Origin of the sequence: Enterobacter cloacae complex sp. 402C9, assembly GCF_050030745.1 — a bacterium.
Lineage (GTDB): Bacteria > Pseudomonadota > Gammaproteobacteria > Enterobacterales > Enterobacteriaceae > Enterobacter > Enterobacter intestinihominis.
Genome location: NZ_JBLGUW010000001.1, coordinates 4,152,892 through 4,174,842 on the forward strand (window position 1 = coordinate 4,152,892; position 21,951 = coordinate 4,174,842).

At 56.0% G+C, this 21,951-nt stretch carries 21 protein-coding genes; 15 read left to right on the top strand and 6 right to left on the bottom strand.

The annotated features are described in order from the left end of the window. Positions 1-4 precede the first annotated feature (4 nt). From kdsD to npr, 10 genes are all read left to right on the top strand, one after another. Entirely contained in the window at positions 5-991 is a 987-nt protein-coding gene (gene kdsD, locus ACQG1K_RS19785) for an arabinose-5-phosphate isomerase KdsD (protein WP_003861853.1), read from the top strand. Between the two features lie 14 nt (positions 992-1,005). Further along, entirely contained in the window at positions 1,006-1,572 is a 567-nt protein-coding gene (kdsC, locus tag ACQG1K_RS19790) for a 3-deoxy-manno-octulosonate-8-phosphatase KdsC (RefSeq protein WP_017382729.1), read from the top strand. Continuing rightward, positions 1,569-2,144, top strand: a complete 576-nt coding sequence (gene lptC, locus ACQG1K_RS19795; protein ID WP_022649529.1) for an LPS export ABC transporter periplasmic protein LptC — start codon at positions 1,569-1,571, stop codon at positions 2,142-2,144. Before kdsC ends, lptC begins: the two co-directional genes overlap by 4 nt. After that, positions 2,113-2,667 (top strand): lipopolysaccharide ABC transporter substrate-binding protein LptA, encoded by a 555-nt coding sequence (gene lptA, locus ACQG1K_RS19800; RefSeq protein ID WP_006812136.1) that lies wholly within the window; start codon positions 2,113-2,115, stop codon positions 2,665-2,667. The genes lptC and lptA overlap by 32 nt, the downstream gene beginning before the upstream one ends. Before the next feature lie 6 nt (positions 2,668-2,673). After that, entirely contained in the window at positions 2,674-3,399 is a 726-nt protein-coding gene (gene lptB, locus ACQG1K_RS19805; RefSeq protein WP_003861862.1) for an LPS export ABC transporter ATP-binding protein, read from the top strand. A 47-nt stretch (positions 3,400-3,446) separates the two neighbouring features. Beyond that, on the top strand, positions 3,447-4,880 hold the full coding sequence (gene rpoN / locus ACQG1K_RS19810) for an RNA polymerase factor sigma-54 (RefSeq protein ID WP_022649530.1): 1,434 nt from the start codon (positions 3,447-3,449) through the stop codon (positions 4,878-4,880). A gap of 22 nt (positions 4,881-4,902) precedes the next feature. Further along, positions 4,903-5,190, top strand: a complete 288-nt coding sequence (hpf, locus tag ACQG1K_RS19815; RefSeq protein WP_014171818.1) for a ribosome hibernation promoting factor — start codon at positions 4,903-4,905, stop codon at positions 5,188-5,190. An 82-nt stretch (positions 5,191-5,272) separates the two neighbouring features. Then, entirely contained in the window at positions 5,273-5,764 is a 492-nt protein-coding gene (gene ptsN, locus ACQG1K_RS19820; RefSeq protein ID WP_003861869.1) for a PTS IIA-like nitrogen regulatory protein PtsN, read from the top strand. A 45-nt stretch (positions 5,765-5,809) separates the two neighbouring features. After that, complete coding sequence (rapZ, locus tag ACQG1K_RS19825) at positions 5,810-6,664, top strand: RNase adapter RapZ (RefSeq protein WP_003861870.1); 855 nt, start codon at positions 5,810-5,812, stop codon at positions 6,662-6,664. Beyond that, positions 6,661-6,933 (top strand): PTS phosphocarrier protein NPr, encoded by a 273-nt coding sequence (gene npr, locus ACQG1K_RS19830; protein WP_003861872.1) that lies wholly within the window; start codon positions 6,661-6,663, stop codon positions 6,931-6,933. The genes rapZ and npr overlap by 4 nt, the downstream gene beginning before the upstream one ends. Before the next feature lie 39 nt (positions 6,934-6,972). Here the strand turns inward: npr and mtgA are convergent, their stop codons facing one another. From mtgA to lptF, 5 genes are all read right to left on the bottom strand, one after another. Continuing rightward, positions 6,973-7,698 carry a monofunctional biosynthetic peptidoglycan transglycosylase gene (gene mtgA / locus ACQG1K_RS19835; RefSeq protein WP_023298721.1) on the bottom strand — a complete coding sequence of 242 codons (726 nt, stop codon included), beginning with the start codon at positions 7,696-7,698 and terminating at the stop codon, positions 6,973-6,975. Then, positions 7,695-8,348 carry an isoprenoid biosynthesis glyoxalase ElbB gene (gene elbB, locus ACQG1K_RS19840; RefSeq protein ID WP_063152475.1) on the bottom strand — a complete coding sequence of 218 codons (654 nt, stop codon included), beginning with the start codon at positions 8,346-8,348 and terminating at the stop codon, positions 7,695-7,697. The genes mtgA and elbB overlap by 4 nt, the downstream gene beginning before the upstream one ends. A gap of 232 nt (positions 8,349-8,580) precedes the next feature. Next, positions 8,581-10,914, bottom strand: coding sequence for an aerobic respiration two-component sensor histidine kinase ArcB (gene arcB / locus ACQG1K_RS19845; RefSeq protein WP_367074920.1), 2,334 nt, complete (start codon positions 10,912-10,914; stop codon positions 8,581-8,583). A gap of 137 nt (positions 10,915-11,051) precedes the next feature. Then, the gene (gene lptG / locus ACQG1K_RS19850; RefSeq protein ID WP_022649534.1) at positions 11,052-12,134 is read right to left on the bottom strand and encodes an LPS export ABC transporter permease LptG; all 1,083 of its coding nucleotides are present in this window, start codon (positions 12,132-12,134) and stop codon (positions 11,052-11,054) included. Continuing rightward, positions 12,134-13,234, bottom strand: a complete 1,101-nt coding sequence (gene lptF / locus ACQG1K_RS19855; RefSeq protein ID WP_000584142.1) for an LPS export ABC transporter permease LptF — start codon at positions 13,232-13,234, stop codon at positions 12,134-12,136. The genes lptG and lptF overlap by 1 nt, the downstream gene beginning before the upstream one ends. Before the next feature lie 265 nt (positions 13,235-13,499). Between lptF and pepA the strand changes: the two genes are divergently transcribed. The 5 genes from pepA (at position 13,500) to ahr (ending at position 20,158) form a co-directional block, all read left to right on the top strand. Continuing rightward, positions 13,500-15,011, top strand: coding sequence for a leucyl aminopeptidase (pepA, locus tag ACQG1K_RS19860; RefSeq protein ID WP_367074918.1), 1,512 nt, complete (start codon positions 13,500-13,502; stop codon positions 15,009-15,011). A 118-nt stretch (positions 15,012-15,129) separates the two neighbouring features. Then, positions 15,130-15,573: a DNA polymerase III subunit chi gene (gene holC / locus ACQG1K_RS19865; RefSeq protein ID WP_003861884.1), complete on the top strand. Its 444-nt coding sequence runs from the start codon at positions 15,130-15,132 to the stop codon at positions 15,571-15,573. Beyond that, a complete protein-coding gene (locus tag ACQG1K_RS19870; protein ID WP_045308040.1) occupies positions 15,573-18,428 on the top strand; it encodes a valine--tRNA ligase in 2,856 nt (951 codons plus the stop codon). The genes holC and ACQG1K_RS19870 overlap by 1 nt, the downstream gene beginning before the upstream one ends. A gap of 123 nt (positions 18,429-18,551) precedes the next feature. Continuing rightward, a complete protein-coding gene (locus ACQG1K_RS19875) occupies positions 18,552-19,055 on the top strand; it encodes a GNAT family N-acetyltransferase (RefSeq protein WP_003861887.1) in 504 nt (167 codons plus the stop codon). Between the two features lie 83 nt (positions 19,056-19,138). Further along, positions 19,139-20,158 carry an NADPH-dependent aldehyde reductase Ahr gene (gene ahr / locus ACQG1K_RS19880; protein ID WP_022649538.1) on the top strand — a complete coding sequence of 340 codons (1,020 nt, stop codon included), beginning with the start codon at positions 19,139-19,141 and terminating at the stop codon, positions 20,156-20,158. Between the two features lie 43 nt (positions 20,159-20,201). Here ahr and ACQG1K_RS19885 read toward each other — a convergent pair whose 3' ends face one another. After that, entirely contained in the window at positions 20,202-21,842 is a 1,641-nt protein-coding gene (locus ACQG1K_RS19885; RefSeq protein WP_367074914.1) for a dihydroxyacetone kinase subunit DhaK, read from the bottom strand. Positions 21,843-21,951: the final 109 nt, after the last annotated feature.

Genomic DNA, 21,951 nt, shown 5'->3' on the forward strand with positions numbered 1-21,951 from the left:
CATTATGTCGCAAATAGAATTGCAGCCGGGTTTTGACTTTCAGAAAGCAGGCAAAGACGTTCTGGAGATTGAACGTGAAGGTCTGGCGCAGTTAGATCAGTACATTAATCAGGATTTTAGTCTGGCCTGTGAGAAGATGTTCTACTGCGCCGGTAAAGTCGTGGTGATGGGGATGGGCAAATCCGGCCATATCGGGCGCAAAATGGCGGCGACCTTTGCCAGTACCGGCACGTCGTCATTCTTCGTTCATCCCGGTGAAGCCGCGCACGGTGACCTCGGCATGGTTACGCCGCAGGACGTGGTTATTGCGCTGTCCAACTCCGGGGAATCGAATGAAATCCTGGCGTTGATCCCGGTGCTGAAGCGTCTGCACGTACCGCTGATTTGCATGACCAGCCGCCCGGAAAGCAGCATGGCGCGTGCGGCAGATATTCACCTGTGCGTGAAGGTGCCGAAAGAAGCCTGTCCGCTGGGGCTGGCGCCGACCTCCAGCACAACCGCCGCGCTGGTGATGGGCGATGCCCTTGCCGTTGCGCTGCTGGAAGCCCGCGGTTTTACGCCAGAAGATTTCGCCCTGTCTCACCCCGGCGGCGCGCTCGGGCGCAAACTGCTGCTGCGGGTCAACGATATTATGCACACCGGGGATGAGATCCCGCACGTCAGCAAAGAGGCCTCTTTGCGCGACGCGTTACTGGAGATCACCCGTAAAAACCTGGGCATGACGGTTATCTGCGACGATCTGATGAAGATTCAGGGCATTTTCACCGACGGCGACCTGCGCCGGGTATTCGATATGGGTGTGGATGTCCGAACGCTGGGCATCGCTGATGTAATGACACCAGGCGGGATCCGCGTCCGTCCGGGCACGCTGGCGGTAGATGTACTGAACCTGATGCAGTCCCGTCATATTACCTCAGTGATGGTTGCCGATGGCGACCAACTGCTGGGTGTGGTACATATGCATGATCTGCTGCGCGCTGGCGTAGTGTAATGAAGGATAAGACAATGAGTAATGCGGGTGCATCCCTTGCAACCTGTTATGGCCCGGTGAGCGCCCACATGATGGCAAAGGCGGAAAATATCCGCCTGCTGATCCTCGATGTGGATGGTGTGCTCTCCGACGGTCTGATTTATATGGGCAATAACGGCGAAGAGCTGAAAGCCTTTAACGTTCGCGACGGTTACGGTATCCGCTGTGCGCTCACGTCCGGTATTGAAGTTGCAATCATCACCGGGCGGAAAGCTAAACTGGTAGAAGATCGGTGTGAAACGCTGGGCATTACCCATCTCTATCAGGGGCAGTCTGATAAGATGGTAGCCTTCCGGGATCTGTTGGGAAAACTGGCCATTGCACCAGAGAATGTGGCATACGTCGGGGATGATTTGATCGACTGGCCAGTCATGGCGGAGGTGGGTCTGAGCATCGCCGTGGCTGACGCGCACCCGCTGCTGATCCCGCGTGCTGATTATGTTACCCATATTCACGGTGGCCGCGGCGCCGTCCGTGAAGTCTGCGATCTGCTTCTGCTGGCGCAGGGCAAGCTTGATGAGGCGAAAGGGCAATCGATATGAGTAAAACCAGACGTTGGGTTATCATTCTGCTTGCGCTTGTCGCCCTGGTACTGATTGGCGTAAACCTCGCTGACCGCGAAGATACGCAAGCGGAAGTGGTTAACACGAGCGACCCGACCTATAAAAGCGATCACAGCGACACCGTGGTCTATAGCCCGGAAGGCGCGCTGAACTATCGCCTCGTTGCTCAGCATGTAGAATATTTTTCAGATGACGGTACTTCGTGGTTTACCCAACCGGTCATGACCACCTTTGATACGGACAAAGTGCCGACGTGGTCTATCAAGTCTGACCGGGCAAAACTGACAAATGACCGTATGCTTTACCTGTATGGTCACGTTGAAGTCAACGCCCTGACCGCTGACGCGCAACTGCGAAAAATTACGACGGATAACGCCCAGATCAACCTGGTCACCCAGGATGTCACGTCGCAGGATTTAGTCACCCTGTATGGCACAACATTTAATTCCAGCGGTTTAAGAATGCGCGGGAACTTACGCAGCAAAAACGCCGAGCTGATTGAAAAGGTTAGAACCTCCTATGAAATTCAAAACAAACAAACTCAGCCTTAAAGTTGTTATCGCCAGCGCGCTGCTGGCGGCCAGTCTTCCCGCGCTTGCTGTGACTGGCGACACCGAACAGCCGATTCATATTGAATCCGATACCCAGTCTCTGGATATGCAGGGTAACGTCGTCACCTTTACCGGCAACGTGGTCATGACCCAGGGCACCATCAAAATCAACGCCGACAAAGTGGTCGTTACCCGACCGGGCGGCGAGCAGGGCAAAGAGATTATCGATGGTTATGGCAACCCGGCCACCTTCTACCAGATGCAGGACAACGGCAAGCCGGTGAAAGGCCATGCCTCGCATATGCACTATGAACTGGCGAAGGATCTGGTCATCCTGACCGGTAATGCTTACCTGGAACAGCTGGACAGCAATATCAAAGGCGACAAGATCACTTATCTGGTGAAAGAGCAGAAAATGCAGGCCTCCAGTGAAAAAGGCAAACGCGTCACGACCGTTCTTGTGCCTTCGCAATTGCAGGACAAGAACAACGGCCAGGCTCCGGCACAGAAAAAGAGTAACTAATTCGTTATGGCAACTTTAACTGCAAAAAACCTCGCGAAAGCGTATAAGGGCCGCCGCGTCGTCGAAGATGTCAGTCTGACCGTCAACTCCGGCGAAATCGTGGGTTTGCTTGGCCCTAACGGGGCGGGTAAAACCACGACTTTCTACATGGTGGTGGGCATCGTCCCGCGTGACGCCGGCAACATCATCATCGATGATGAAGATATCAGTCTGCTGCCACTGCATGCCCGCGCGCGTCGTGGCATCGGCTATCTGCCGCAGGAAGCCTCCATCTTCCGCCGCTTAAGCGTGTTCGACAACCTGATGGCCGTGCTCCAGATCCGTGACGATCTGACCAGCGAGCAGCGCACTGACCGTGCGAACGAGCTGATGGAAGAGTTTCATATCGAACATCTGCGTGACAGCCTCGGTCAGGCGCTGTCCGGTGGTGAACGCCGCCGCGTTGAGATTGCGCGCGCGCTGGCAGCAAACCCGAAATTTATCCTGCTGGATGAACCGTTTGCGGGCGTTGACCCCATCTCCGTTATCGATATCAAACGTATTATTGAGCACCTGCGCGACAGCGGGCTTGGCGTACTGATCACGGACCACAACGTTCGTGAAACGCTGGCCGTGTGTGAGCGCGCCTACATAGTGAGCCAGGGCCATCTGATTGCCCACGGTACGCCGCAGCAAATCCTCGAAGATGAGCATGTTAAGCGCGTGTACCTTGGGGAAGACTTCAGACTCTGATAGGGTAGAGGTTAAGTCACGCCGAACCGGAGAAAAACGCTCTGAACATGAAGCAAGGTTTGCAATTACGGCTCAGCCAGCAACTGGCCATGACGCCGCAGCTACAACAGGCAATCCGTCTGTTGCAGCTGTCCACGTTAGAACTCCAGCAGGAGCTCCAGCAGGCGCTGGACAGCAATCCGCTGCTGGAGCAAACCGATCTTCATGACGAGGTAGACGCTCAGCAGACGCAGGACACAGAAACGCTCGACTCCGTAGATGCGCTCGAACAGAAAGAGATGCCGGAGGAACTGCCGCTGGATGCCAGCTGGGATGAAATCTACACCGCGGGTACCCCTTCCGGGACGCGTGCAGATTACCAGGACGATGAACTCCCGGTCTACCAGGGCGAAACTACCCAGTCGCTTCAGGACTACTTAATGTGGCAGGTGGAGCTGACGCCTTTCTCCGATACCGATCGCGCCATTGCCACCTCGATTGTCGATGCCGTTGACGACACGGGCTATTTGACCGTGACGCTGGACGAGATTCTGGAAAGCATCGGCGATGACGAGATTGAACTGGAAGAGATCGAAGCCGTCCTGAAACGCGTTCAGCGTTTCGACCCGATTGGCGTTGCTGCGAAAGATCTGCGCGACTGCCTTCTGATCCAGCTTTCGCAGTTTGCCAAAGAGACACCGTGGATTGACGAAGCCCGGCTCATCATCAGCGAGCATCTGGATTTGCTGGCAAATCACGACTTCCGCACCCTGATGCGCGTCACGCGCCTCAAAGAAGAGGTGCTGAAGGAAGCGGTGAATCTGATCCAGTCACTCGATCCGCGTCCGGGGCAATCTATCCAGACCAGCGAACCGGAATACGTTATTCCTGATGTGCTGGTGAGAAAACACAATGGCCGCTGGGTCGTTGAACTGAACGCCGACAGCATTCCTCGCCTGCAAATCAACCAGCAATACGCCTCCATGTGCACCAGCGCCCGTAACGACGCTGATAATCAATACATTCGCAGCAACCTTCAGGAAGCACGCTGGTTGATTAAGAGTCTGGAAAGCCGTAATGACACGCTGCTGCGCGTCAGCCGCTGTATTGTCGAACAGCAGCAGGCATTCTTTGAGCAGGGCGAAGAGTTTATGAAACCGATGGTGCTGGCGGACATCGCCCAGGCCGTCGAGATGCATGAATCAACCATTTCCCGCGTGACCACGCAGAAGTATCTGCACAGCCCACGCGGTATTTTTGAGCTTAAGTATTTCTTCTCCAGCCACGTGAACACCGAAGGCGGCGGCGAAGCCTCGTCAACAGCTATTCGCGCACTGGTGAAGAAGTTGATCGCCGCGGAGAACCCCGCGAAGCCACTCAGTGACAGTAAGTTAACCACCATGCTGTCCGATCAGGGTATTATGGTGGCACGCCGTACTGTCGCGAAGTATCGAGAGTCTTTATCCATTCCGCCGTCTAACCAGCGTAAACAACTGGTTTGACACAACCGATAAGGAAGACACTATGCAGCTCAATATCACCGGACATAACGTCGAAATTACTGAGGCTTTACGCGATTTTGTAAACGCTAAGTTCGCGAAACTCGAGCAGTATTTCGAGAGGATCAACCAGGTCTATGTTGTGTTGAAAGTGGAGAAAGTGACGCATATCTCGGATGCGACCCTGCACGTCAACGGAGGGGAACTTCATGCCAGTGCGGAAGGGCAAGACATGTACGCGGCTATCGACGGCTTGATTGATAAGCTTGCGAGACAGCTCAATAAACATAAAGATAAACTGAAACAACACTAATTGTCCGGGCAGTTAACGGGTGCAGGACGGCCTGTTGTGAAACACAACAGGCCATTTGTACAGTTAGCGCTTAGGTGAAATTATGATAAACAACGATTCCGCTCTTCAACTGAGCAATGTCCTTAACCAGGATTGTACCCGCAGTGGCGTTCACTGCCAGAGCAAAAAACGTGCGCTGGAAATCATCAGTGAGCTGGCCGCAAAACAGCTGGGTCTGCCGCCGCAGATCGTGTTTGAAGCCATTCTGACCCGTGAAAAAATGGGCAGTACCGGCATCGGCAATGGCATTGCGATCCCGCATGGCAAGCTGGAAGAAGATACGCTGCGTGCCGTGGGGGTGTTTGTGCAACTGGAAACGCCTATCGCTTTTGACGCCATCGATAACCAGCCTGTGGATCTGCTCTTCGCGCTCCTGGTTCCTGCCGATCAGACCAAAACCCACCTGCACACGCTGTCGCTGGTTGCCAAACGTCTGGCGGATAAAACCATTTGTCGTCGACTGCGCTCAGCTCAAAGTGATGAAGAGCTTTATCAAATTATCACTGAAGCAGAAGGCAATCAGGATGAGGCATAATCGGGAAAGGGCCTTCAGAACGGCTTCCCTGAGGAGAAACGGAACATGGTGCTGATGATCGTCAGCGGTCGTTCGGGGTCCGGGAAGTCCGTGGCCCTGCGCGCGCTGGAAGACATGGGATTTTACTGCGTAGATAACCTGCCGGTAGTGCTGTTACCCGATCTGGCGCGGACGCTGGCGGACAGGCAAATCTCTGCCGCCGTCAGTATTGACGTGCGTAACATGCCGGAATCGCCGGAAATCTTCGAGCAGGCAATGAACAGCCTGCCGGAGTGCTTCTCGCCTCAGCTCTTGTTCCTGGACGCTGACCGCAACACGCTGATCCGCCGTTACAGCGATACACGTCGTTTGCATCCGCTCTCGAGTAAAAATCTTTCGCTGGAAAGCGCCATCGATAAAGAGAGCGATCTGCTTGAGCCGCTGCGTTCCCGGGCCGACCTGATTGTCGACACTTCAGAAATGTCCGTCCACGAGCTGGCGGAAATGCTGCGTACTCGCTTACTCGGCAAGCGCGAGCGCGAACTGACGATGGTGTTTGAATCCTTCGGCTTTAAGCACGGTATCCCTATCGATGCGGATTACGTTTTTGATGTGCGTTTCCTGCCGAACCCACACTGGGATCCGAAACTGCGTCCGATGACCGGTCTGGATAAGCCGGTGGCGGCGTTCCTCGACCGACACACAGAAGTACACAATTTTATCTACCAGACGCGAAGCTACCTTGAGCTATGGTTACCTATGCTGGAGACAAACAATCGTAGCTACCTGACGGTGGCGATTGGCTGTACCGGCGGTAAACATCGTTCGGTCTACATTGCCGAACAGCTGGCCGATTACTTCCGCTCACGCGGGAAGAACGTTCAGTCCCGTCATCGCACGCTGGAAAAACGCAAAACATGACCGTAAAACAGACCGTCGAAATCACCAATAAGCTGGGCATGCATGCGCGCCCGGCGATGAAGCTGTTTGAACTGATGCAGGGTTTTGATGCTGAGGTGCTGCTGCGCAACGATGAGGGAACCGAGGCAGAAGCCAACAGCGTGATTGCGCTGCTGATGCTGGATTCTGCCAAAGGCCGCCAGATTGAAGTTGAAGCCACCGGCCCGCAGGAAGAAGAAGCGCTGGCGGCAGTGATTGCCCTGTTTAACGCCGGGTTTGACGAAGATTAACGTTCGCCACGTCGGCGGGTAGCGCTGCGCTTACCCGCTTTACATAAGATTATTTCGCTCCATAAACCCTTCCCCACCCAGCTGACGCATCTGGCGCATAATCCACGCCTGGCGGCTTCGCACGTAGCCTGACGGCGCGCTGGCCTTAAAACGCAGCGGGTTCGGCAGCACGGCGGCAAGCAGTGCCGCTTCGGACATAGTCAGCCTGCTGGCGGGCTTGCCAAAATAGCGCTGCGATGCCGCTTCGACGCCAAACACGCCGTCACCAAACTCCGCGATATTCAGGTAGACGGTCAAAATGCGTTTTTTGCTCCACACCGTCTCGACGCCCAGCGTCAGCCCGGCCTCCAGCCCTTTTCTCACCCAGCTGCGACCGTCCCATAAGAACAGATTTTTTACCGTCTGCTGAGAAAGCGTCGACGCACCGCGGACGCGGTTTTCATGACGTTCATTATGATCCAGCGCCTTCTCGATAGCCGCCACGTCAAAACCCCAGTGCTCCGGGAATTTCTGATCTTCTGCCGCAATGACCGCCAGCCCCATCCACGGGGAGATTTCATCCATGCCGACCCAGTCTGAGTGGGCAACATAGCCAAAATCACCCGAGAGCCAGGCGCTAATCTGCCGCTCTGCCATCACGGCCGAGAACGGGACGGGCAGGATGCTGAACAGCGCAATGCCTCCGCCCCAAAAAACGGCCAGGACCAGCACAATACGCAGCAGGATCCGTTTTAACCACCCGCCAGGGGATAATTTACGGCTCATTCGGTAAGAACCAGCACTCTGTCCACCAGCTTTTCAATGCCTGCAGCAGCCTCGGCAATGTTCTGCGCCAGCATATACGCCGGCGTGGTGACGATTTTATTGTCCTCATCCACCACAATGTCGTCTACCGGACATGGCACGTGTTCGCCGCCCATATCTTCGACAATTTCAGCAGTATCAATGTCGGTTCCGATCGTGAGCCGCAGCGGGAAATCAAAAATCTTCGGCAGCATGGCTGGCGCAATGCAGATAAAGCCCTGCGGCTTACCTGCCGCATGCATCGCCAGCGATAGCGCTTTCAAATCGGGATCGACATGGCACGCCGCGCCTTGCGTTGCAAACGTGCTCAGGTTTTTCGCCGCGCCAAAGCCGCCCGGCACGATGAGCGCATCTAGCTCAGCCGCATCGGCCTGTACCAGCGGATGAATATCCCCGCGCACAATACGCGCCGCTTCAATCAGCACGTTACGGCTTTCCGCCATTGACTCGCCGGTAAGATGATTAACCACGTCTGCCTGCGTTTTATCCGGAGCGAAGCAGATAACGTCGGCCCCCTGGCGCGATAATGCCAGCAGCGTTAATACGGTTTCATGTATCTCTGAACCATCGTAAACGCCACATCCGCTCAGCACGACACCCACTTTCTTCATTCTGACGATCCTTCTATGCAACTCGCTGAAGCACATTAAAAATTCTGATTAAAACGCTATGCTTCACACATTTCACTGATTCATGTAACAAACTGTTTAAGATTTGCTATCTTATCTGCGTGCGGCCTTAATTTTCAGGCGGCGTCCATGCGAAAACAACCCATAAAAATCAGGCGCAGCCACGATTTCCCTGGTGTTGGCGCAGTATTCGCGCACCCCGGTATAGCCGGGGTCATTTTTTTCGGGATTCTACCCAGGCTTTCAGCACTGCCACATCGTTTTGCCACTCTTGTTTCATCTCTTCAACCCAATCACCTACGTTATCTTCCCAGGCAGGTAAATCAGGCGACTGAATCTGTTGGCCCAGTTGCTGGAGATGGCGTAACCCGACTGAACCAGCTGCGCCTTTGATTTTATGTCCCTCTTCGACGATGCCCTTCTGGTCACGCGCCGTCAGGTTGGATTCGAGCACGTTCAGATAGCCCGGCATCATTTTTTCGAACACGGCCAGGCCATCGGTGATCAGTTTGGGTCCCACCAGATCGATATACTGCTCCAGCATGGCGGTATCCAGTATCGTTTGGGTTTTAGCGCTATCAACAGACGTCATGGTGCTCTCCTCTTCATCACAGGTATCCCAGAACTTCTTGATCATCGCCGTCAGGGCAGGTACTGCCAGCGGCTTGCTGAGCACGTCGTCCATACCGGCCTCGAGGTACTCTTTTTTATCTTTCAACACGTTTGCGGTCAACGCAACCAGCGGCGGCAACTCGTCAGGAGCATATTTGCGCGTCAGCTCGCGGGAGATATCCAGCCCGGTCATGTCCGGTAGCTGAATATCGAGCAGCACCAGGTCGTACTCGCCCGGCGTGAACATCTCCAGCGCGGCTTTGCCGGTCATCGCGACATCCACGCTGTTACCGAGTTTTTCCAGTACCGACCGGGCGACAATGACGTTCAGCTCAATATCTTCAACCAGCAGGACGTGCAGGGCTGGAAGCGGCATATCATCGTTCTCAAACGTATCTTCCACTTCTTCAGCAACTGCAGGGGCGTGGATGGTAAGCGTAAAGGTGGAGCCTTTACCCGGCTGGCTGGCAACGGTGATATCCCCACCCATACTTTTCGCCAGACGTTTCGACACCGCCAGGCCAATGCCCGTGCCGGTCGCCGGTTTACCGCCGTGGCTGTCTTTAACCTGATAATACATGGCGAAGATCTTATCCTGCTCATCCTGAGGAATGCCGATACCCGAGTCCTCAACTTCAAAGTGCAGCATGTCCCCCTCATCATAGCGAATGCGCACCGCAACCTGTCCCTTCTGGGTAAACTTCACGGCGTTGCTGATGAGATTCCACAGGATCTGACGCAGACGCGTGCCGTCCGTCACCACTTTATGCGGCAGCGGCAGCGTCGGTTCCATCACGAAGCTCAACCCTTTCTGCTGGGCCTGCAAACCTGACAGGTTCTCCAGGTCCGCGAGGAAGCCGGTAAAATCAACCGGCTGGTTGTCGAGCTGAACCTTACGTCGCTCCATCTTATCCATGTCGATAATATCATTGAAGATATTGCCCAGCGTGACCGCCGAGACGTGGATCGTTTTGAGGTATTTTTCCTGCTCGCTGGTCAGGTCGGTATCCAGCAGAATACGGCTCAGCCCCACGATACCGTTTAGCGGCGTACGAAGCTCATGGCTGATGGTGGAGATGAAGGTGGTCTTGTCACGACTGGCGCGCTCCAGCGCATCCTGATATCGCTTACGCTCGGTGATATCACGGCCAAAGCCCATCAGACCATGACGTTTACCCACCCGATCGTAATAAGGCACTTTGCGGATTTCAAAGCAGGCTTTGCGCCCGTCGGGATAATCCAGCCACTGCTCATAGGTCAACGAGACGTTATGACGGAACACCTTTTCATCCGTCTCCATCACTTTTGCCGCCGCCTCTTCGGAATAGACATCCTGAGGTTTCAGGTGGATCAGCTGCTTTTCGCTTTTCCCGGTCAACAGTTCCATGGCCCGGTTACAGCCGGAGAACTCTTTATCTTCATTACGGTAGAACACCAGATCCGGCGACGCATCGAGGAACGAGCGCAGGAAAGAGGATTGCTGTTCAAGCTGGATCTGCGTGACCTCACGCTCTTTCATCTCAATTTTCAGCTGCTCCAGCGTGGTCTGACGCTCGGCTTCCGCCTTCTCACGGTCTGAAATTTCCTGATTCAGCTGGGCAATGTTGTCCTTGAGCTGAACGTTGAGTTTAAGATCGCGCTCGCGCATCTCTTCCAGCTTATCCACCAGTTTCGATAAACGCTGTCGGGACTCTTCCAGCTGCTCAACCACCACGGAGAGGAAATAGACCGCCCATGGGGTGATCAGCAGGCCAAAGAAAATAGAGCGGATCACGTCGATGCTCTCGACCTGACCATGCAGAACCATGGTCACGGCCATTTGCACGACGATGGCCAGAACGACCAGCGCCAGCGCCAGCAGCATGGAAAAACGCACCAGCCCGAGCTTCATCATCAGGTCGACGTAGTACTGGGCCAGCATTCGAATTTGCTTCATAGAGGATCCCTTCACGACTTTATCGCTCAATAATACTCAAATTCACGGCGAGGCGTTGAAGGTTGTGAGAAAAAGTGCGGGGTGAAACAGGAGATTAGCCTCGCCCCCGGGCAAGCGGGAGCGAGGAAGAAGGTTTATCAGGAGCGTTTTAGCAGCATCCAGAGGCTGATCAGGAAGAAACTGGCGCTCGGCAACAGCGCGCCGATAATTGGCGGAATGCCATACACCAGCGTCAGCGGACCAAAAATCTGATCGAGGACATAGAACACGAAACCAAAGCTGATACCGGTTACCACGCGAACCCCCATCGGCACGCTACGTAGCGGTCCAAAGATGAACGACAGCGCCATCAGCATCATCACCGCCACGGACAGCGGCTGGAAGATTTTGCTCCACATGTTGAGCTGGTAACGCCCCGCATCCTGCCCGCTCGATTTCAGATACTTCACGTAGTTATGCAGACCGCTGATGGAGAGCGCATCGGGGTCAAGCGCCACGACGCCGAGCTTGTCCGGCGTCAGGTCGGTTTTCCAGGTACCGCTAACGGTCTGCGAACCGGTGATCTGTTTCGGGTTAGTCAGGTCAGATTCATCAACCTGGGATAACCGCCACAGCTTGTTGTTTGCATCAAATTTAGCAGAGGCGGCATAACGCACTGACTGCAAACGACGATCGTTATTGAAAGCATAGATACTCACGCCACCCAGCTCGTCATCCCCTTTCACGCGTTCGATATAGACGAAGTTCTGGCCATCTTTCGCCCATAATCCCTGCTGCGTGGAGAGCAGAGAACCGCCGTACATCGCCTGAGCACGGTAGTTACGCGCCATCTGTTCGCCCTGCGGCGCGACCCATTCGCCGATCGCCATGGTCAGCAGCACCAGCGGGATCGCGGTTTTCATCACCGACAGCGCAACCTGCATACGGGTAAAGCCCGATGCCTGCATCACCACCAGTTCGCTACGCTGAGCCAGCATCCCCAGGCCCAGCAGCGCACCCAGCAGGGCCGCCATCGGGAAGAAGATCTGCACATCTTTTGGTACGCTGAGCAGGGTGTACATCCCGGCGCCCAACGCGTCGTAACTCCCCTGCCCGGCTTTTTTCAGCTGGTCGACAAATTTGATAATACCCGAGAGCGACACCAGCATGAACAGGGTCATCATGATGGTGGTAAAAATTGTTTTACCGATATAGCGGTCAAGTACGCCAAACGCCTGCATTAGATGGCTCCTTTACGCGTAAACCGGGCACGAAGACGACGCACAGGCACCGTGTCCCACAAGTTGAGTCCGACTGCCAGCAGCAGATACAAACCATTCACGACCCAGGTCCAGATCATCGGGTCAATTTTTCCTTTCCCGCCGTTAGACTTGATTGAGGTTTGCAGCAGGAAGAACACCAGATACAGCAGCATCGCTGGCAGCATCGACAGCACGCGGCCCTGGCGCGGGTTTACCACGCTCAACGGAACCACCATCAGCGCCATCATAAATACGGTGAATACCAGCGTGATACGCCAGTGCAGTTCAGCACGCGCACGATCGGTATCAGTATTCATTAAGGTGCGCATATCCATCTGCTCAGTATCCGTTGGATCGAGCGCGACGGCCTGGTGACCAATGATGGCCTGGTAGTTCTGGAAATCGGTGATACGGAAGTCACGCAGCATAGCCGTGCCTTCGAAACGCGTTCCTTTGTTCAGCGTGACAACCTGAGAGCCGTCTTTACGCTGCGCCAGCTGACCGGAATCCGCCACTACCACAGAAGGGCGCGCGTTACCTTTTGGGCGCAGTTGAGCAAGAAACACGTCATTGAAGCGGTTGCCATCGACGCTTTCGATAAACAGCACGGAGTTACCGTCGGTCGCCTGCTGGAACTGTCCCTGCGCCAGCGCCGCCAGCCCCGGGTTAGCTTTTGCTTCCGCCAGCACCTCATCCTGATGACGGGACGAGGTCGGCCCCGCCCACATGACGTTAACCGCGGCAACAATGCCCGTAAACAGCGCCAGCACCATGGCTGCCTTTACCAGTACGGCCTTACTGAGGCCGCAGGCATGCATCACGGTGATTTCACTTTCGGTATAGAGCTTACCCAGGGTCATCAGCAGACCAAGGAACAGGCTTAACGGCAGGATAAGCTGCGCCATTTCCGGCACGCCAAGCCCGAGCAGGGAAAGCACCAGATTCGTTGGGATTTCGCCATCAACTGCCGCGCCGAGGATCCTGACCAGCTTCTGACAGAAAAAGATCAGAAGGAGGATAAAGAGGATCGCCAGTTGGCTCTTCAGCGTCTCCCGAACCAGATATCTTATGATTATCACTTTAAATACGCCCGTTAAAACTCGTCTTATGCAGGAATTTAGCTTGTTTCATGGCTTAAACGTCATTTATTCTCTTGAGTCGTCGAAATCATCGCTAAGATTAAAAAACCCGGCGGATTCGCGCTTCATGACATTTATTGACGTGTCGAAACCGTAGTAACGTAAGATTAACACGAAGTCACCACAACGGCGGACATGAGTTACGAAAGGTTTCAATTCTATCCGTAGCCGCCGCCGTTGTCTTTAAGATTCAGGAGCGTAGTGCATGGAGTTCAGTGTAAAAAGCGGTAGCCCGGAGAAACAGCGGAGTGCCTGCATCGTTGTGGGCGTCTTTGAACCACGCCGACTCTCCCCGATCGCCGAGCAACTCGATAAAATCAGCGACGGCTATATCAGCGCCCTGCTGCGCCGTGGCGAACTGGAAGGCAAACCAGGGCAGACCCTGTTGCTGCACCACGTTCCAAACGTCCTGTCCGAGCGTATTCTGCTGATTGGCTGCGGTAAAGAACGTGAGCTTGATGAGCGCCAGTACAAGCAGGTTATTCAGAAAACCATTAATACACTGAATGATACTGGTTCGATGGAAGCCGTCTGCTTCCTCACGGAGCTGCACGTTAAGGGCCGCAACACGTACTGGAAAGTACGCCAGGCCGTCGAAACCGCAAAAGAGAGCCTCTACAGCTTTGACCAGTTGAAGACCACCAAAAGCGAGCCGCGTCGCCCGCTGCGTAAAATGGTCTTTAACGTGCCAACCCGTCGCGAGCTGACCAGCGGCGAGCGCGCCATTCAGCACGGTCTGGCGATTGCTGCCGGTATTAAAGCGGCAAAAGATCTTGGCAATATGCCGCCAAACATCTGTAACGCCGCGTACCTGGCGTCACAGGCGCGCCAGCTGGCTGACGCCTACAGCAAGAACGTCATCACCCGCGTTATCGGCGAACAGCAGATGAAAGAGCTGGGGATGCACTCTTATCTGGCGGTCGGTAACGGCTCCCAGAACGAATCCCTGATGTCGGTCATCGAATACAAAGGCAATCCGTCTGATGACGCGCGTCCGATCGTGCTCGTTGGCAAAGGGCTGACCTTCGACTCCGGCGGTATTTCCATCAAGCCTTCAGAAGGCATGGATGAGATGAAGTACGACATGTGTGGCGCGGCGGCGGTTTACGGCGTCATGCGCATGGTCGCGGAACTTCAGTTGCCCATCAACGTGATCGGCGTGCTGGCGGGCTGCGAAAACATGCCTGGCGGCCGCGCTTATCGCCCGGGTGATGTGCTGACTACCATGTCCGGCCAGACCGTTGAAGTGCTGAACACCGACGCCGAAGGCCGTCTGGTGCTGTGCGACGTGCTGACCTACGTTGAGCGTTTCGAACCTGAAGCGGTTATCGACGTAGCTACCCTGACCGGCGCCTGCGTGATTGCGCTGGGGCATCACATCACCGGCCTGATGTCGAACCACAATCCGCTGGCGCATGAGCTGATCGGCGCGTCCGAGCAGGCTGGCGACCGCGCATGGCGTCTGCCGCTGGGGGACGAGTTCCAGGAACAGCTGGAGTCTAACTTCGCGGACATGGCGAACATTGGTGGTCGTCCTGGCGGCGCAATTACCGCAGGCTGCTTCCTGGCGCGCTTCACCCGCAAGTACAACTGGGCGCACCTGGACATTGCGGGGACCGCATGGCGCTCCGGTAAAGCCAAAGGCGCGACCGGACGTCCGGTGGCGCTGCTGTCGCAGTTCCTGCTCAATCGCGCGGGTTTTAACGGCGACGAGTGATGAAAAACGCCGGGTAGCGGCTTCGCCTTACCCGGCCTACAACGTCACTCAACCGTAGGCCGGGTAAGCGTAGCGCCACCCGGCTTTGCATTTAAATCCACGACAAGAAACCCCATATATGAAGAATGCAACGTTCTACCTTCTGGACAATGACACCCATCAGGATGGCCTCAGCGCCGTTGAACAACTGGTGTGTGAAATTGCTGCAGAACGTTGGCGCGCAGGTAAACGCGTCCTGATTGCCTGTGAAGATGAGCAGCAGGCGATTCGTCTGGATGAAGCGCTATGGGCGCGCCCGCCGGAGAGTTTTGTTCCGCATAACCTGTCGGGCGAAGGTCCACGCGGCGGGGCACCGGTGGAGATTGCCTGGCCGCAAAAACGCAACAGCAGCGCGCGCGACATTCTCATTAGCCTGCGGACAGACTTTGCAGATTTTGCCACCGCTTTCACAGAAGTGGTAGACTTTGTCCCTTACGAAGAATCTTTGAAACAGCTGGCGCGCGAACGCTACAAAGCGTACCGCCTGGCCGGTTTTAACCTGAATACGGCAACCTGGAAATAATGGAAAAGACATATAACCCACGCGATATCGAACAGCCGCTTTACGAGCACTGGGAACAGCAGGGCTATTTCAAGCCTAACGGCGACGAAAGCAAAGAGTCCTTCTGCATCATGATCCCGCCGCCGAACGTCACCGGCAGTTTGCATATGGGGCATGCTTTCCAGCAGACCATCATGGATACCATGATCCGCTACCAGCGTATGCAGGGTAAAAACACCCTGTGGCAGGCGGGGACTGACCACGCGGGTATCGCGACCCAGATGGTGGTTGAGCGTAAAATTGCCGCTGAAGAGGGTAAAACCCGCCACGACTACGGTCGCGACGCGTTTATCGACAAAATCTGGCAGTGGAAAGCGGAATCCGGCGGCACTATTACCCGTCAGATGCGCCGTCTCGGCAACTCCGTGGACTGGGAGCGTGAGCGCTTCACCATGGACGAAGGCCTGTCCAACGCCGTGAAAGAAGTCTTTGTGCGCCTGTACAAAGAAGACCTGATTTACCGTGGCAAACGCCTGGTCAACTGGGACCCGAAACTGCGTACCGCCATCTCTGACCTGGAAGTGGAAAACCGCGAGTCTAAAGGCTCCATGTGGCACATCCGCTATCCGCTGGCCGACGGCGCGAAAACCGCCGACGGTAAAGATTACCTGGTGGTGGCGACCACCCGTCCGGAAACCCTGCTGGGCGATACCGGCGTGGCCGTTAACCCGGAAGATCCGCGCTATAAAGATCTGATCGGCAAATTTGTGGTGCTGCCGCTGGTGAACCGCCGTATTCCGATTGTGGGCGACGAACACGCCGACATGGAAAAAGGCACCGGCTGCGTGAAAATTACCCCAGCGCACGACTTTAACGACTATGAAGTCGGTCGTCGCCATCAACTTCCGATGATCAACATTCTGACCTTCGACGGCGATATCCGCGAAAGCGCAGAAGTGTACGACACCAAAGGCAACGAATCCGACGTTTATTCCAGCGACATCCCGGCTGAGTTCCAGAAGCTGGAGCGCTTTGCCGCGCGTAAAGCCGTCGTAGCCGCCGTTGACGCGCTCGGCCTGCTGGAAGAGATTAAACCTCACGATCTGACCGTGCCGTACGGCGACCGTGGCGGCGTAGTTATCGAGCCAATGCTGACCGACCAGTGGTACGTGCGTGCCGACGTGCTGGCGAAACCGGCTGTGGAAGCGGTTGAGAACGGCAGCATTCAGTTCGTGCCGAAGCAGTACGAAAACATGTACTTCTCCTGGATGCGCGATATTCAGGACTGGTGTATCTCCCGTCAGCTGTGGTGGGGTCACCGTATCCCGGCGTGGTACGACAATGAAGGCAACGTCTACGTTGGCCGCACCGAAGAGGAAGTGCGTCAGGAAAACAACCTGGGCGCTGACGTTGCGCTGCGCCAGGACGAAGACGTGCTGGATACCTGGTTCTCCTCCGCGCTGTGGACCTTCTCGACCCTCGGCTGGCCGGAAAATACCGACGCGCTGCGTCAGTTCCACCCAACCAGCGTGATGGTCTCCGGCTTCGACATCATCTTCTTCTGGATCGCCCGCATGATCATGATGACCATGCACTTCATCAAAGACGAAGATGGCAAGCCGCAGGTTCCGTTCCATACCGTTTACATGACCGGCCTGATCCGCGACGACGAAGGCCAGAAGATGTCCAAATCCAAGGGTAACGTTATCGACCCGCTGGACATGGTTGATGGTATCTCTCTGGAAGAGCTGCTGGAAAAACGTACCGGCAACATGATGCAGCCGCAGCTGGCGGAGAAAATCCGCAAGCGTACCGAGAAGCAGTTCCCGAACGGGATCGAATCTCACGGTACCGACGCCCTGCGCTTCACCCTGGCGGCGCTGGCCTCCACCGGTCGTGACATCAACTGGGATATGAAGCGTCTCGAAGGTTACCGTAACTTCTGTAACAAGCTGTGGAACGCCAGCCGCTTCGTGCTGATGAACACCGAAGATCAGGATTGCGGCTTTAACGGCGGCGAAATGACCCTGTCTCTGGCAGACCGCTGGATCCTGGCGGAATTTAACCAGACGGTGAAAGCGTTCCGCGACGCGCTGGACAGTTACCGCTTCGACATCGCGGCAGGCATCCTGTACGAATTCACCTGGAACCAGTTCTGTGACTGGTATCTGGAGCTGGCGAAGCCGGTCATGAACGGCGGCACTGAGGCAGAGCTGCGCGGTACGCGTAATACGCTGATTACCGTTCTGGAAGGTCTGCTGCGCCTTGCGCACCCGATCATTCCGTTCATCACCGAAACCATCTGGCAGCGCGTGAAGGTGATTGCCGGTATTAACGCCGATACCATCATGCTCCAGCCGTTCCCGGCATTCGATGCCGCGAAAGTGGATGAAGCCGCGTCTGCGGATACCGAGTGGCTGAAACAGGCGATCGTTGCGGTACGTAACATCCGCGCGGAAATGAACATCGCTCCGGGTAAACCACTGGAGCTGCTGCTGCGCGGTTGCAGCGAAGCTGCCGTTCGTCGCGTCACCGAGAACAACACCTTCCTGAAAACCATGGCGCGTCTGGAAAGCATCACCGTGCTGCCTGCCGATAATAAAGGTCCGGTTTCCGTCACCAAAATCATCGATGGCGCGGAGCTGTTGATCCCGATGGCGGGCCTGATCGACAAAGACGCTGAGCTGGCTCGTCTGGCGAAAGAAGTGGCGAAAGTCGACGTGGAAATTGGCAAAATCGAAAGCAAACTGGCGAACGAGGGCTTTGTGGCCCGCGCGCCGGAAGCGGTCATCGCCAAAGAGCGTGAGCGTCTGGTTGCCTTCGCCGATGCGAAGACCAAACTGATCGAGCAGCAGGCGGTTATCGCAGCCCTGTAATGCTTTTACCCCTTACGCTTCAGGGCGTAAGGGGTATCCTTCCTGAAAACTCCTCGCTTGCACTCCCCTTTCTGCGGTGCTATTAACAGCAGTTGTGTGTCAATTTTTGTCATGAGTAATGCTATGAGCGTGATTACCCCCGTCGCGACGACAATGCGTCGGATCACTGAGCAGGACAACCCGGCTATCGCCGCCGTTATCCGCACGGTATCGGCCGAATATGGCCTGACCGCCGACAAAGGCTACACCGTGGCCGATCCCAATCTGGACGAACTTTTTCAGCTGTACAGCCAGCCGGGCCATGCCTATTGGGTCATCGAGCAGGACGGCCAGGTCGTGGGCGGCGGCGGCATTGCCCCCCTGCTCTGCAGCGAGCCGGATATCTGTGAACTCCAGAAAATGTATTTCCTGCCAACGATACGCGGACAAGGCCTGGCGAAAAAGCTGGCGCTGGTCGCCCTGGAACATGCACGCTCACAGGGCTTTAAACGTTGCTACCTTGAAACCACCGCTTTCCTTAAAGAGGCCATTGGCCTGTATGAGCATCTGGGCTTTGAGCATATCGATGCCCCACTGGGCTGCACGGGCCACGTGGACTGCGAAGTCAGGATGCTGAAAAGTCTGTAAGTTTCGTTCCTGCCGTCTTCTGTTAAGCGTCTGTAAACTGAATGCTCTACACTCACAGTTCACACCAAAACAGGGGAAACGCGATGTCGAAGATAAAAAGCTACGCCGCACCGCAGGCGGGTGCAGAACTTGAGCTGTACGAGTACGATGCGGGCGAACTAAAAGCGGAAGACGTCGAAGTACAGGTGGATTACTGCGGGATCTGCCATTCAGACCTCTCGATGATCGACAATGAATGGGGCTTTTCCAGCTATCCGCTGGTTGCCGGGCACGAAGTCATTGGCCGCGTCGTGGCGCTCGGCAGCGCCGCGCAGGACAAAGGGCTGAAAGTGGGCCAGCGCGTGGGTATCGGCTGGACGGCACGCAGCTGCGGCCACTGCGACGCCTGTATTAGCGGTAACCAGATCAACTGCCTTGAGGGCGCTACGCCGACCATCCTGAACAAGGGTGGTTTCGCCGATAAACTACGCGCCGACTGGCAATGGGTTATCCCGCTGCCGGACAGCATTGATATTGAATCAGCAGGTCCGCTGCTGTGTGGCGGTATCACCGTATTTAAACCGCTGCTGATGCATCACGTAACTGCCACCAGCCGCGTGGGCGTGATCGGTATTGGCGGGCTGGGGCATATTGCCATCAAACTGCTGCACGCGATGGGCTGTGAAGTGACAGCGTTCAGCTCTAACCCGGCGAAAGAGCAGGAAGTGCTGGCGATGGGTGCGGATAAAGTGGTGAACAGTCGCGATCCCGAGGCGCTCACCGCCCTGGCAGGTCAGTTTGACCTGATCATCAACACCGTCAACGTCGATCTCGACTGGCAGCCATACTTTGAGGCCCTGGCCTACGGTGGTAACTTCCACACCGTGGGTGCGGTGATGAAGCCGCTGCCGGTTCCGGCGTTTACCCTGATCGGCGGCGATCGCAGCGTATCCGGATCTGCTACCGGCACGCCATATGAGTTACGCAAGCTGATGAAGTTTGCCGGACGCACAAAAGTGGCGCCGACCACCGAACTGTATCCGATGTCAAAAATCAACGAAGCAATCCAGCACGTGCGCGACGGCAAAGCCCGCTACCGCGTGGTGTTGAAAGCGGATTTCTGATGTGAGTTTGCCGGGTGGTGGCTTCGCCTGACCCGGCCTACTTTCACTGCCGCGCCAATACGTTAAGTACTTCCGCCACCGCGACCGCTCCCGGATCCATCACCCCATCCAGGTTCTCTTTATTGACATACGACGAGCGTCCCGCGCCGGCTTTCGCCATTTTCGCCGTTGCTTCGGCACCCTGCTGCGCAGCCTGCGCCGCCGTCCGCAGATCGCCATCCCTTAACGCCTCCAGCGCCGGTTGCAGGGCGTCGATCAGCGTGCGATCCCCAAGATCGGCCCCGCCATACTGCTTCATCTGCGCCAGTCCGCTCAACAATGCTTCTGGTAGCGGCTGTCCATCGTGAAGCTTTTGTCCTGCCGCCGTGAAGAAGATCGACATCAGCACCCCGCTCGACCCGCCCATTACCGTAGCCAGCCGCTCCCCCACCAGCAGGAGTAATGTCGGCACGTCGTTAAGGGGCAGGTTGTTCTCCTCAAGTCGCTGCGCAATATCCCGCGCCCCTTGCGCAAAGGTGGAGCCCGTATCGCCATCGCCTACTTTGGCATCCAGCGCGTTGAGGCGGTTTTCCAGCTGGATCAATGTCTTCGTTACCGAAGCGACGGCCTCGCTCACCTGCGGATTGTCCGATGGGGTATATTCCACGCGGTCACGAAGGGCGCTATGGGGGACGGTACGCAGGGGCGCGAACGCGACGGGCTTCTGCCAGCCCAGCGTCTCGACCTCGGCGTGTATCGCCTTCTCGAAGAAATCGCTGAGCTTTAACAGCGTTAGCGAAAACCCTTTCATATCCAGCGCACTCACCAGCGGCGCCGGGCCAATCAGATACGCTATGTTCTCTTTCAGCGCCGAATGCGCCAGCTCTTTGGTGAGCAGAGCCATCTCCAGCGCTGACACGCCGCCGAGGTTGTTGATCAGCACCGCAAAGCGCCCGTCCCCCACCTGCGCGCGTAACGGCGTCACCAGCGTGTCGATAATGGCTTTGCTGTTTTGCGTATCCACCACCGATGCCCCCGGCTCGCCGTGAATGCCCAAACCCAGCTCGACATGGCCTTGTTTTATGCGCCCCTCTTCATCATCGCTGCCCGGCAGGTTGCACGTTTGCATCGCCACGCCCAGGCTCCAGAGGTTATCGCAGGCCTGTTGCGCTATATCCCGCACGTCGTTTAGCGATTTCCCCTGCTCTGCCGCATATCCCGCAATCTTATGCACCAGCGCCGTTCCCGCGATACCACGCGGCTGCTTGTTATCCGGCAGGGCAATATCATCCGCGACGATAACCATCTCCACCTTCAGGCCGTAGCGTTTGGCTTTTTCCGCCGCCAGGCCAAAGTTAAGCCGGTCGCCGGTGTAGTTTTTCACAATCAGCAGGCAGCCACGATCGCCCGTCACCGCCACAATGGCATTGAGGACCGCATCCACGCTTGGGGAGGCGAACAAATCGCCACACACCGCTGCGGTAAGCATGCCTTTACCGACGAACCCGGCATGTGCCGGTTCATGGCCGGAGCCGCCACCGGAGATCACCGCCACGCGGCTTTTATCCCAGTCGCCGCGTGCCACCACGCGGATGGCCGGATCGATATCCAGTTTGACGAGATTACCGTGCGGCGCGGAGAGAAGTATGCCTTCAATGGCATCGTTGACAAGCTGTTTGCGGTCGTTAAAAAAGAATCTGGACATAGTTTCCCAAAATTTTGTTTACCGTATGCAAAAGCATAGTCCGCACTGGATAATGCGCCGCAAAGTGAGGAATTTACGCAGACATTTTGCCGTCAGGTTGCCTATACTC

Bases quoted from the DNA above. Each gene is read 5' to 3' on its own strand.
- kdsD (WP_003861853.1), top strand. From the start codon at position 5: ATGTCGCAAATAGAATTGCAGCCGGGTTTTGACTTTCAGAAAGCAGGC.
- kdsC (WP_017382729.1), top strand. From the start codon at position 1,006: ATGAGTAATGCGGGTGCATCCCTTGCAACCTGTTATGGCCCGGTGAGC.
- lptC (WP_022649529.1), top strand. From the start codon at position 1,569: ATGAGTAAAACCAGACGTTGGGTTATCATTCTGCTTGCGCTTGTCGCC.
- lptA (WP_006812136.1), top strand. From the start codon at position 2,113: ATGAAATTCAAAACAAACAAACTCAGCCTTAAAGTTGTTATCGCCAGC.
- lptB (WP_003861862.1), top strand. From the start codon at position 2,674: ATGGCAACTTTAACTGCAAAAAACCTCGCGAAAGCGTATAAGGGCCGC.
- rpoN (WP_022649530.1), top strand. From the start codon at position 3,447: ATGAAGCAAGGTTTGCAATTACGGCTCAGCCAGCAACTGGCCATGACG.
- hpf (WP_014171818.1), top strand. From the start codon at position 4,903: ATGCAGCTCAATATCACCGGACATAACGTCGAAATTACTGAGGCTTTA.
- ptsN (WP_003861869.1), top strand. From the start codon at position 5,273: ATGATAAACAACGATTCCGCTCTTCAACTGAGCAATGTCCTTAACCAG.
- rapZ (WP_003861870.1), top strand. From the start codon at position 5,810: ATGGTGCTGATGATCGTCAGCGGTCGTTCGGGGTCCGGGAAGTCCGTG.
- npr (WP_003861872.1), top strand. From the start codon at position 6,661: ATGACCGTAAAACAGACCGTCGAAATCACCAATAAGCTGGGCATGCAT.
- mtgA (WP_023298721.1), bottom strand. From the start codon at position 7,698: ATGAGCCGTAAATTATCCCCTGGCGGGTGGTTAAAACGGATCCTGCTG.
- elbB (WP_063152475.1), bottom strand. From the start codon at position 8,348: ATGAAGAAAGTGGGTGTCGTGCTGAGCGGATGTGGCGTTTACGATGGT.
- arcB (WP_367074920.1), bottom strand. From the start codon at position 10,914: ATGAAGCAAATTCGAATGCTGGCCCAGTACTACGTCGACCTGATGATG.
- lptG (WP_022649534.1), bottom strand. From the start codon at position 12,134: ATGCAGGCGTTTGGCGTACTTGACCGCTATATCGGTAAAACAATTTTT.
- pepA (WP_367074918.1), top strand. From the start codon at position 13,500: ATGGAGTTCAGTGTAAAAAGCGGTAGCCCGGAGAAACAGCGGAGTGCC.
- holC (WP_003861884.1), top strand. From the start codon at position 15,130: ATGAAGAATGCAACGTTCTACCTTCTGGACAATGACACCCATCAGGAT.
- ACQG1K_RS19870 (WP_045308040.1), top strand. From the start codon at position 15,573: ATGGAAAAGACATATAACCCACGCGATATCGAACAGCCGCTTTACGAG.
- ACQG1K_RS19875 (WP_003861887.1), top strand. From the start codon at position 18,552: ATGAGCGTGATTACCCCCGTCGCGACGACAATGCGTCGGATCACTGAG.
- ahr (WP_022649538.1), top strand. From the start codon at position 19,139: ATGTCGAAGATAAAAAGCTACGCCGCACCGCAGGCGGGTGCAGAACTT.
- ACQG1K_RS19885 (WP_367074914.1), bottom strand. From the start codon at position 21,842: ATGTCCAGATTCTTTTTTAACGACCGCAAACAGCTTGTCAACGATGCC.